The following is a 10,552-nucleotide window of genomic DNA, read 5'->3' as shown; positions in this document are numbered from 1 at the left end:
CGGCGGGACCGGGCACCGGGGCCCCAGCACCGCCGAGCCGAGGTCGCCGCGCGAGACGACGGTCACGCAGCCCGGACGGCCCCTGACGACCACCGAGGTGCGGTCGCCCGTGCCCGAGACCCGCACCTGCCGGTGGTGGCCGTCGTCGATGACGACCGAAGGCCCGCTGTCGCCCGGTCCGCTCTCCACCGCCCGGACCGAGGGCGGGCGGCCGGGCTCCGGCTCGGCGTCCGCCGGTGCGGCGGCAGCCGTCGCCAGTGCCGCCGCGCAGACCACGAGGCCCGCGCGGCCTGCCCGTACCCATCCGTTCACGCCTTTCACGCCCTTCGCGCCGTTCACGACGGAGAGCTTGGTGGCCGTGCCCGCCATTCGGCAAACCGCGCGCCTCAATCCCCTCTATGGGGTGAAGTGTCGGGCGCACGGTGAACGGGTTGTTCGGTCAACGCCCCTGGTGGAGGGCGGGATTCCTGCGTACGTGACGGTCCGCTGCCGGGCCGTGGCCGGACCCGTGGCCGGGTCAGATGTCGGTGAAGTCCCCGTGCCGTCCCGCTCCCGCGGCGAAGCGGGCCGCGCCCTTGACGGCATCGCCCAAGACGTTCTGACCGTAGGCGAGTTCCGAGGCCATCGCCCGTTCCTCCGGCACACCCTCCTGGTCGAGGAGCGAGGCGCGGTCGCTCCGCAGGCACGCCTGGGGAAAGCGGGCGATCCCGGCGGCCAGCTCCTCCGCCGCCGCGCGGGCCTGGCCGGGCGGCACGAGACGGTTGGCGAGGCCCATCGCGTACGCCTCGGGCGCGGGCACCGGACGGCCCGTCAGCACCAGGTCCAGCGCGCGGCTCGCGCCGATCAGCCGGGGCAGCCGGACCGTGCCGCCGTCGATCAGGGGCACGCCCCAGCGGCGGCAGAAGACCCCGAAGACCGCGTCCTCCTCCGCGACCCGCAGGTCGCACCAGAGCGCCAGCTCCAGCCCGCCCGCCACCGCGTGGCCGCTCACGGCGGCGACGACCGGCTTCGACAGCCGCAGCCGGGTGGGCCCCATCGGGCCGTCGCCGTCGGCCGCGACCCGGTTGCCCTGCCGCGTGCCGAACGCCTTCAGGTCGGCGCCCGCGCAGAACGTGCCGCCCTCGCCCCACAGGACCGCTACCCGCGCCTGCTCGTCGGCCTCGAACGCCCGGAACGCGTCGGCCAGCAGGGCGGCAGTCGGCCCGTCCACGGCGTTGCGCGCGGCCGGGCGGGAGAGGATCACCGTGGTCACCGGGCCGGAGTGTTCCGTACGGACCGTCACCGCGGCATCCTCTGCCACTGCCGCGTCCTCCGTCATCGCTCCTCCTCCTTCGCGCGGGCGCGGTCGAGGACCGGCCCCAGGTCCGTCCCGGCGGGCAGGGTGCCGAACGCGTGCCCCCAGTCACCGCCCAGCCGGGACGCGCAGAACGCGTCGGCGATGGCGGGCGTGCTGTGACGCACCAGCAGACTGCCCTGGAGCACGAGGGTGAGCTGTTCCGCGACGCGCCGCGCCAGCACCTGGGCGCGGTCCGGGTCGGCGAGCTCGCCGAGCAGCTTCCGCAGCCGGGCCACGGCCGCGTCCAGCCGGGCGTCCGCGCCCGCCGCCGCCTCGACCTCCGTGAAATAGGCGTCGAGGACGCCCGGTTCCCGCCCCAGCGCGCGCAGCACGTCCAGCGCGCCCACATTGCCCGAGCCCTCCCAGATGGACAGCAGCGGCGCCTCCCGGTAGAGCCGGGGCATCCCCGACTCCTCGACGTAGCCGTTGCCGCCCAGGCACTCCAGCGCCTCGGCGGCGTGCGCGCTGCCGCGCTTGCACACCCAGTACTTGCCGGCGGCCAGGGCCAGCCTGCGCAGTGCCGCCTCGGCGGCGTCCCCCGCCTCCGACCGGTCGAGCGCCGCGGCGAGCCGCATCGCCAGCACCGTGGCCGCCTCCGACTCCACGGCGAGGTCGGCCAGGACGTTGCGCATCAGCGGCTGGTCGATCAGTTCGGCGCCGAACGCCCGCCGGTGCGCCGTGTGATGCAGCGCCTGCCGCAGCCCGGCGCGCATCCCGGCCGCCGCGCCGATGACGCAGTCCAGCCGGGTCATGTTGACCATCTCGACGATCGTGCGCACCCCGTGCCCGGGCTCGCCCACCGGCCAGGCCACGGCGCCCTCGTACTCGATCTCCGCGGACGCGTTGGAGCGGTTGCCCAGCTTGTCCTTCAGCCGCTGGAGCCGCATCGCGTTGCGCGTGCCGTCCGGCAGCACCCGGGGCATGAGGAAGCAGGTCAGGCCCTCCGGCGCCTGTGCGAGCACCAGGAACACATCGCTCATCGGCGCCGACGTGAACCACTTGTGGCCGGTCAGCACGTACGAGCCGTCGTCCGCCGGGACGGCCGCCGTCGTGTTCGCCCGGACGTCCGACCCGCCCTGCTTCTCCGTCATCGACATGCCCGCGATCAGCCCCCGCTTGCCGAGCGGCGGCCGGAGCCCGTAGTCGTACGCGCGCGACGCGAGCAGCGGCTCGTACACGGCGGCGAGGTCCGGCTGGGCACGCAGCGCGGGCACCGCGGCGTACGTCATCGAGACCGGACAGCCGTGGCCCGCCTCCGCCTGCGCCCACACATAGAACTTCGCGGCACGCACCAGGTGGGCGCCGGGGCGCGGCTCGGCCCAGGGCGCGGCGTGCTGCCCCGAGGCCACGGCCTCCGCCATCAGCTGGTGCCAGGCCGGGTGGAACTCCACCTCGTCCACCCGGTGCCCGAACCGGTCGTGGGTACGCAGCACCGGCGGGTGCGCCTCCGCCAGCCGGGCCCGCTCCTGGACCTCCTCCGACCCGGCCCGCGCACCGAGCGCGCGCACCTCGGCCTCGCCCCAGCCGCCGCCGTCGCGGCGCAGCGCCTCCAGCAGGGCAGGGTCGTCGGCCGTGGTGAAGCCGGTCAGGGGCGGGGCCTGGTTGAACACTTCGTGGGTGGCGCTCATGGGGACCTCCGTGCGGACGGACGGGTACGGGGATGAACGGACCGGACCGGCATTACAGTTTTATGATGCGTGATCCAGGACTGTAATGAACAGGGGTCCGACCACCATGGACGACACCGGTACCTCCTTGCCGCTCCGGCCGCTGACCGCGCGCTCGGTCGTGCTCTCGACCCTGCTGGGCCACCACCCGCCCGCGCTGCCCGCCCGCGCCCTCGTCCGGGCGGGGGCGCTCTTCGGCACGGCCGAGGGCACGGTGCGCACCGCGCTCACCCGGATGGTCGCCGCCGGTGACCTGGAACAGCGCGACGGCACGTACCGGCTCACCGCACGGCTCCTCGCCCGCCAGGCCCGGCAGGACGACAGCCGCGCGCCCCGCACCCGTCCGTGGGACGGCCGCTGGGAGATCGCCGTCGTCACCGCCGAGCGCCGCGCCCCCGCCGACCGCGCGGGCCTCCGCCAGGCGATGGCCGTCCTCCGCCTGGCCGAACTCCGCGAGGGCTGCTGGCTCCGCCCGGCCAACCTCGTCCGCGCCCGGCCGCCGGTGGTCGCCGAGCAGTGCGCGCTGTTCACCGGCGAGCCGGAGGGCGCCCCGGCGGAGCTCGCCGCGACGCTGTGGGACCTGCACGGATGGGCCGCGCGAGCGAACGCCCTGCGCGCCGCGCTGCACCCGGGCGAGCTGGCGGAACGCTTCCTGGCGTCGGCGGCCGTCCTGCGCCACCTCCTCGCGGACCCGGTCCTCCCGCCGGAGCTGCTGCCCGCGGATTGGCCGGGGGAGGGGCTGAGGAGCGCCTACGAGGAGTTCGACGCGGATTTCAGGGAGACGCTGCGGAGCTACTTGGGGATCTGAACGAGTCCGGTCACCGCTGGTCGGTGGGGTCGCGCCTACCGGGGTGCCTCGCGAGCTCAGTTCGCGGCTGCGGGCCGTCTTCGGCTGGGCGCGCAGTTCCCCGCGCCCCTGACGGGGCGCTCAGGCTCGCGAGCACCGCGCCCCCATACGACGCTGAAGCCATGATCCGCCGATACGCGACCACCCTCACGGTGATCGTCGCCCTGCTCGGTACGCCGGTACCGACCGCCGTCCCGAAGGCGCACGCGCGAGCCGTAACCGCCTGGCTGCCCTACTGGGAGCCCACCGCCTACGCCGACGCCCTGGCCCACGCCGGGCAGCTGCGCACGGTGAACCCCTTCTGGTACGAGACCACGGCCGCCGACCGCGTCACCGCGCACGAGGGCGCCGGGGACCGGGCCGTGATCGACGGGCTGCACCGGGCCGGGATCGAGGTCGTGCCGACCGTCACCGAGACCCTGGGCGCCGCCGCGATGGCCGGTCTGACCGGTGACGCGCGGGCCCGCGCCACCCACGTCGAGACCCTGGTACGGCTCGCCACCGGGCTCCCGTACGACGGGCTGGACCTCGACTACGAGCAGATGAACGAGCCCGGCGCCGACCCCGCGCTCGTACGGCGCGTCCGCGACGGCTTCACCACCCTGGTCGGCGAGGTCTGCGCGAGGCTGCACGGCCTGCGCAAGCAGTGCACCGCCGCCGTCTTCCCCCGCTCCGACACCCCCGGGCACGACCAGGGCCCCGTCTTCGACTACGCCCGCCTCGGTCGCGTCCTCGACCGGTTGCGGATCATGGGCTACAACCTGCACAACGCCCTCGACGCCCCCGGCCCCCTCTCCAGCCCCGCCTGGTACGACGAGATCCTCCGCTACGCCACCGCGCGCGTCCCGGCCGCGAGGATCGAGATGGGCATCCCCGCCTACGGCTGGGACCACAGGACCGGCGACCCCGGCCGTGCCACCCACCGCACCACCCGCGAGGCCGAGGAGCTGCGGCGGCGGGTCGGCGCGCCGTACGCCCTGGACCCGGCCTCGGCGACCCCGCACTTCACCTACGCCGAGGACGGCGGCGCACGGCGCGAGGTCTGGTACCAGGACGCCCGCGGCATCGCCGCCCACCTGCCCGTACTGCGCAGATACGGGGTCGAGGGCACCGCGCTGTGGGCGCTCGGTTTCGAGGACGCGGAGCTGTGGCCCGTCCTGGGCGGGGCGGCGCCCGGCCGGGCGCCATGAGGCGCCAGTGGGGCTGCTGTGGCGGCCGGGAAATATGAGCACTCGGTGACAGTTCTCACGTCCAGAGGGGCGATCATCGCACTGATGTGCAAGGAGCACGGATACTGGCCCTATGTCACGCGTGCTGCTGATCGAGGACGACCGGGCCGTACGGGACGGCGTCACCCTCACCCTGCGCCGCCGCGGCCACGAGGTCGAGGGCGCGGCGACCGGCGAGGCCGGTCTCGCCGCCATGGACGCCTTCCGTCCCGACCTGGTGCTGCTCGACCTGATGCTGCCCGACCAGAGCGGCTTCGAGGTGTGCCGGAAGATCCGTGCCACCCGGCAGATCCCGATCATCATGCTCACCGCGCGCGGTGACGACATCGACGTCGTCCTCGGCCTGGAGGCGGGCGCCGACGACTACATCGTCAAGCCCGCCCGGGGCGAGGTCCTGGAGGCCCGCATCCGTGCCGTGCTGCGCAGGGCCGCGCCCCTGGACGGCCTCGCCGACCCGGCCGTCCCCGTCCAGCCCGTCGAGACGCACGGCGACCTCACCATCGACCGCAAGGGCCTGCTCGTCGCCAAGCACGGCCAGGACCTGCCGCTGGCCCCCTCCGAGATGAAACTCCTGCTCTACCTGTCCGCCGCGCCCGGCCGGGTCTTCAGCCGCCAGCAGCTCCTGGAGCACGTCTGGGAGCACAGCTACCACGGCGACGCCCGGCTGGTGGACGCGTGCGTGATGCGGCTGCGGACCAAGGTCGAGGAGTCCACGCGCTCCCCGAAGTACATCCAGACCGTGCGCGGTTTCGGCTACCGGTTCGGACCCCTGTGAGTTCTGTGAAACGCCTGTCCCTCCCCCGGCGCCCCGCTTTCCGGCGCCCCGACCTGCGCGCCGTCGCGGGCGGCCTCCGGGTCCGCCTGATCGTCGCGTTCCTGCTGGTCGCGGCGCTCAGCGCGCTCACCACGGCCGCGCTGACGTTCCGCTCCGCGCGCACCGCGATCCTCAAGCACACCCAGGACACCGCCATCGACTCCCTGCGCTCGCAGGTGAACTCGCAGGTGCCCGACTTCACCTTCCCCCTCAGCCAGCCGGCCCAGCTCGACCTCGCCCGCCGCCTGACCGCCGCGGGCGGCGCCCAGCGCTGGAACGTCCACGTCCGCTACCAGGACGGGCCCGTCCTGCCCGCCGGTGACACCGACCGCCCCCTCCCCAAGGAGCTGCGGGAGAAAGTCCGCAGCGGCGTCTCCGCCTTCCAGCGGATGAACACCCACGGCATGCCCTGGCTCGCCATCGGCCTGCCTGTCACCTACCGCGACAGCAGCGAGCGCACCGGGCTGGAGGTCTACGCCGAGATGCCGCTCCGCGAGGACGAGGCCAATGTGAAGGCCCTCGTCAAGGCCGCGCAGAACGGTGCCCTGCCCGCGGTCGCCCTCGCCGCCGTGCCCGCCCTGATCGCCGCGCGCGGCGTGCTGCGGCCCGTGCGCGAGCTCCGCCGCGCCTCCGGAAAGATCGCCGTCGGTGAGCTCGACACCCGCCTGAAGGTCACCGGCCGCGACGAGCTCGCCGATCTCTCCCGCACCTTCAACGACATGGCCGCGGCCCTGGAGAAGAACGTCGCCGAGCTGCGCCGCATGGAGGCCAACTCGCGCCGCTTCGCCGCCGACGTCTCGCACGAGCTGCGCACCCCGCTGGCCGCCATGACCGCCGTCGTCGACGTCCTGGACGACGACGCCGGTTCGCTCGACCCCGACACCGCGTACGCCGTCCGGCTCATCAGCGAGGAGACCGGGAAGCTCGCCCGCATGGTCGAGGACCTGATGGAGATCTCCCGCTTCGACGCCGGTGCCGCCGCCCTCCACCTGGACGAGGTCGACGTCCCCGAGACCGTTCGCAAGACCCTCCAGGCCCGCGGCTGGCAGGACAGGACGGTCACCGACCTGCCCGACGGCCTGCGTGCCCGGCTGGACACGCGCCGCATCGACGTCGTCGTCGCCAACCTCGTCGGCAACGCCCTCAAGCACGGCGGGGAGCCGGTCCGCGTCACCGTGCGCACCGCGACCCGCGAGGACGGTGACCGGCTGCTCATCGAGGTCGCCGACCAGGGCGAGGGCATCGACCCCGACGTGCTGCCGCACGTCTTCGACCGGTTCTTCAAGGCGGACTCCTCCCGCGCCCGCTCCGAGGGCAGCGGCCTCGGGCTCGCCATCACGATGGAGAACGTCCGCCTGCACGACGGAACGGTACGGGCGGCCAACTCGCCCGGAGGAGGAGCGGTGTTCACCGTGGATCTGCCCCTGCGTCGCGGCGGAGGTGACGAGATATGAGGCTGACCAGGGCCGTACGGGTGGGCGGTGCCGCCGTCCTGGTGGGTGCCACGCTCGCGGGCTGCGGCGTCACGACCACCGACGTCATCGACGCGGGGCTGCCCGCCACGGGCGCCCGGCGGCCCGGCGGTGACAGGAAGTTCGAGGTGCGCCTCTACTTCATGTCGCCCTACGGCATGACCTCGTCGTCCCGGGAGGCCGGGGACAAGGTGGGCCCGGAGGACGCGATCGCCCTGCTCCGCCTGGGGACGAACCCGGCGGAACAGGCCCGCGGCTTCTACTCCGACCTGCCGAGGATGAACGGCGAAATCCACGTCACCACCGGCACGCGACGTGTGACCATCCAGATGCCGTACAACGTGCTGAAGCTGTCCCCTGTGGCCAGGAGCCAGCTCGTGTGCACGGCGGCCAACGCCGAGGCGTCGCCGAAGGACCAGATCCAGAGCATCAAGGTCGATCTGAGCGGCGGCAGTTACGTCGTCTCGGACCTGGTCTGCGAGGGCAACAACGCCTTCCCGGCGGCCGCTGTGCCCTCGGCGCAGCCGGGAACCCCCAGCCCCTGACGGCGGATCAGGTCTGGGGGAAGCTGAAGGTGTAGCCCTGCTCCTTGAGCCACGGCAGCAGACGGGCGAGCGCCTCCACGGTCTGGGCGCGCGAGCCGCCGCCGTCGTGCATCAGGACCGTCGGCCCCTTGGTGAGCTCCTTCTTCGCCGTGTCGAGGATCCTGTCGACGCCCGGGTGCTCGTAGTCCTTGGTGTCCACGTTCCAGCCGAGCGGCCGCATGCCGTTCTCGGCGGCGATCCTGCGGCTGTCGGGGGTGAACGCGCCGCCCGGCGCCCGGTAGTAGCGCACGGGCGCGCCGCCCGACGCGTCCTCGATCATCTTCTTCGCGTCCAGGATCTCCTTCTCCTGGTACGCCACCGGCTTCTTGTCCATCGTCGTGTCGTGCGAGACCGAGTGGTCGCACAGCCGGTGCCCCGCGGCGACGACCTTCTTCACCAGGTCCGGGTGCTTCTCGGCGTTCGGCCCGATCATGCAGAACGTGGCCTTGGCGCCGTACTGCTCCAGCAGGGCCAGGACCTTGGGCGTCCACGTCGGGTCCGGGCCGTCGTCGAAGGTGAGGTTGACGGTCTTCCCCGGGTCCTCGGAGGTCCGTACGATCTCGTCGCTCACGCGCTTGCCGGGCACCGGCCGGTCCGTCACCGCGCCCGCCCTGCCGCCACCGCCGTGCTCGGCGGCCACGGCGATGGTGCCCGCGGCGGCGGAGAGGACCGCCACCGCGGTCACGATCCGGATGCTGTGCTTCTTCGTCAGCGCCATGGCCCTGCCCTCCTTGTCGGCCGTCTCTGTCACCGGCGAAGAGGGCCGGGGCCGCGCGGAGGGTTCTCCTGTTACGGATTTCTCACGGACCGGGGACACGGGGGTCATCTGCCGCCCGCGTCCGGCCTTCCGTGCCCGTAATCGCCCGCAAGGGTGAAAGGGCGTCGAGGCGGATGCCCGGAGCGGGTTACCCGCGCCGACGGCCCCGGCGCGCTCCTCGTCACGCGGAGTGCTCGCGGTCGGCTCGCGGCCGGCTCACGGCTGGAGGCCGCCGAGCCTCCCCTCCAGCAGGACGAGCAGCTCGGCCAGCGCGTCCGCGAGCAGCCGCCGGTGCTCCTCGCCGACCCCGGCCAGCAGCGCGTCCTCGTAGTCGAGCTGGTGGGGCACCAGCCGGTCGATGAGGGCCGTCCCCTCCTCGGTGAGGGACAGATGGGCGACGCGCCGGTCGCGCTCGTCGGGGCGGCGGCTGACCAGGGCACGTGCCTCCAGGACGCGCAGCCGCTTGGTGACCGCGGCCCCGGAGGCGAACGTCTCCTTGGCGAGCTGCCCCGGCGTCAGCTCGCGGCCGGTGCGGCGCAGGGCGCCGAGGATGTCGAACTCCGCCCGCGTCAGCCCTTCCCGTACCAGCGGCGCGTCGGTCGCCTGCTGGAGGAGCGCGGCACAGCGGCCGATCCTGCCGATCACGGCCATCGGCGCGGTGTCGAGTCCGGGGTGGACCTGCTGCCACTGGCGCAGCACGCGCGCGATGACGTCCTCGGTCACGGTGCGGTTCCTTTCCGAAGGTTGCTCACGGACAGATTCTGCCGTCACCGGCAGCCGTCCGGTCGCCGTCAACCCCCGGTGAACACCGCCGAGTCCAGTGCGCGGGCCCGGCAGTCCGCCGGCGTGCCCCACGCGGACCGCAGGGCCCGGGCCTTGCCGAACCACAGGGACAGGTCGTACTCCGCGGTGTAGCCGATCGCCCCGTGCAGCTGGAGCGCCGTACGGGCCGCCGCGTACGCCGCGTCGCAGGCCGCCGCCTTCGCGGCCGCGGCCTCCGCCGGTGCGCCGGGCGCGCCCGACGCGAGGGCGACCGCGGCGCCGGACACCAGCGGTCTCGCGAACTCCAGCCCCACCAGTGTGTCCGCCAGCCGGTGCTTGACCGCCTGGAACGCGCCGATCTCCTGCCCGAACTGCGTGCGCTGCCGTACGTACGCCACCGTCCGCTCCAGCAGCGCGCACCCCACGCCGAGCGCCTGCGCGGCGACCGCGAACACCGCGAGATCCGCCGCGTACGCCGCGGCCTCCCGCACGGCCGGTCCCTCGGCCACCACCTCCCCGCCCGGCGCGGGCCGCGCGAGCCGCCGCGCCGGGTCCAGCGAGGGCTGCACGGGCCCGTGGCCGGGGGCGAGCCGCAGCGTGTCCGCGCTCCCCGGTGCCACGACGAGGATCGCGTCGCACGCGTCCGCGTCCAGCGCGTACGGGCCTCCGGCCGGGAGGGCCAGCGTCACACGGACCTCACCGGCCCGGACGCGGCCGAGCCACGCCTCGGCGGGGGCGGGTTCCCCCGCCTCGGCGAGGCGCGCGAGCAGACCGGCCGCGGCCACGGTCTCCACGAGGGGGCCGGGAACGGCGTGATGACCTGCCTCCGTCAGGGCGAGGGCGAGCTCGACGGCGGTGCGGTTCGCTTCCAGCGCGAAGACGTCGGCCGCGGCGAGCCGGGCCCATAGTTTGAGCCCGGGGGTGTGGTCTCCCCGGGCCCACGCCCGGATGACGTCCGGGGTGTGGGCGGCGGTGAGCATCCGGTGCAGCGGGCGCTGGAATTGCCGCTGCTCATCGCTGAGCGCGAAGCGCATGGGTAAGGCACCTCCTTGAGTCGAGGCCCGGGGGCGGCAGCCCCCGGACC

General features: G+C 74.2%; 11 protein-coding genes. 5 read left to right on the top strand and 6 right to left on the bottom strand.

Going from position 1 to position 10,552, the window contains the following annotated elements; all coding sequences use genetic code 11:
• From K6I34_RS22125 to K6I34_RS22115, 3 genes are all read right to left on the bottom strand, one after another.
• Positions 1 to 369: hypothetical protein (locus K6I34_RS22125; protein ID WP_229328069.1), on the bottom strand; the 369-nt coding region annotated here is incomplete at its 3' end.
• 148 nt (positions 370 to 517) lie between these two features.
• Positions 518 to 1,318: a crotonase/enoyl-CoA hydratase family protein gene (locus K6I34_RS22120; protein WP_229328068.1), complete on the bottom strand. Its 801-nt coding sequence runs from the start codon at positions 1,316 to 1,318 to the stop codon at positions 518 to 520.
• Entirely contained in the window at positions 1,315 to 2,964 is a 1,650-nt protein-coding gene (locus K6I34_RS22115) for an isovaleryl-CoA dehydrogenase (protein WP_229328067.1), read from the bottom strand. Before K6I34_RS22115 ends, K6I34_RS22120 begins: the two co-directional genes overlap by 4 nt.
• A 106-nt stretch (positions 2,965 to 3,070) precedes the next feature.
• Between K6I34_RS22115 and K6I34_RS22110 the strand changes: the two genes are divergently transcribed.
• The 5 genes from K6I34_RS22110 to K6I34_RS22090 all read left to right on the top strand — a co-directional run bounded on the left by K6I34_RS22110 (position 3,071) and on the right by K6I34_RS22090 (position 7,910).
• The gene (locus K6I34_RS22110) at positions 3,071 to 3,811 is read left to right on the top strand and encodes a PaaX family transcriptional regulator C-terminal domain-containing protein (RefSeq protein WP_229328066.1); all 741 of its coding nucleotides are present in this window, start codon (positions 3,071 to 3,073) and stop codon (positions 3,809 to 3,811) included.
• 161 nt (positions 3,812 to 3,972) lie between these two features.
• Positions 3,973 to 5,040: a glycosyl hydrolase family 18 protein gene (locus K6I34_RS22105; protein WP_229328065.1), complete on the top strand. Its 1,068-nt coding sequence runs from the start codon at positions 3,973 to 3,975 to the stop codon at positions 5,038 to 5,040.
• Between the two features lie 112 nt (positions 5,041 to 5,152).
• Positions 5,153 to 5,854, top strand: a complete 702-nt coding sequence (locus K6I34_RS22100) for a response regulator transcription factor (protein ID WP_229328064.1) — start codon at positions 5,153 to 5,155, stop codon at positions 5,852 to 5,854.
• Between the two features lie 14 nt (positions 5,855 to 5,868).
• Positions 5,869 to 7,347 (top strand): ATP-binding protein, encoded by a 1,479-nt coding sequence (locus K6I34_RS22095; protein WP_229328070.1) that lies wholly within the window; start codon positions 5,869 to 5,871, stop codon positions 7,345 to 7,347.
• Complete coding sequence (locus tag K6I34_RS22090) at positions 7,344 to 7,910, top strand: hypothetical protein (protein WP_229328063.1); 567 nt, start codon at positions 7,344 to 7,346, stop codon at positions 7,908 to 7,910. Before K6I34_RS22095 ends, K6I34_RS22090 begins: the two co-directional genes overlap by 4 nt.
• Positions 7,911 to 7,917: 7 nt before the next feature.
• Here the strand turns inward: K6I34_RS22090 and K6I34_RS22085 are convergent, their stop codons facing one another.
• The 3 genes from K6I34_RS22085 to K6I34_RS22075 form a co-directional block, all read right to left on the bottom strand.
• Positions 7,918 to 8,667: a polysaccharide deacetylase family protein gene (locus tag K6I34_RS22085; protein WP_229328062.1), complete on the bottom strand. Its 750-nt coding sequence runs from the start codon at positions 8,665 to 8,667 to the stop codon at positions 7,918 to 7,920.
• Positions 8,668 to 8,922: 255 nt separating this feature from the next.
• Positions 8,923 to 9,429 (bottom strand): MarR family winged helix-turn-helix transcriptional regulator, encoded by a 507-nt coding sequence (locus tag K6I34_RS22080; RefSeq protein WP_229328061.1) that lies wholly within the window; start codon positions 9,427 to 9,429, stop codon positions 8,923 to 8,925.
• Between the two features lie 68 nt (positions 9,430 to 9,497).
• Positions 9,498 to 10,502 (bottom strand): acyl-CoA dehydrogenase family protein, encoded by a 1,005-nt coding sequence (locus K6I34_RS22075; protein WP_229328060.1) that lies wholly within the window; start codon positions 10,500 to 10,502, stop codon positions 9,498 to 9,500.
• Positions 10,503 to 10,552 lie beyond the last annotated feature (50 nt).

The organism is Streptomyces sp. UNOC14_S4 (assembly GCF_020740835.1).
In the GTDB taxonomy this organism is placed as follows: domain Bacteria; phylum Actinomycetota; class Actinomycetes; order Streptomycetales; family Streptomycetaceae; genus Streptomyces.
The sequence above is the reverse complement of the archived record's forward strand: the minus strand, read 5'-3'. Positions and strand labels throughout refer to the sequence as shown.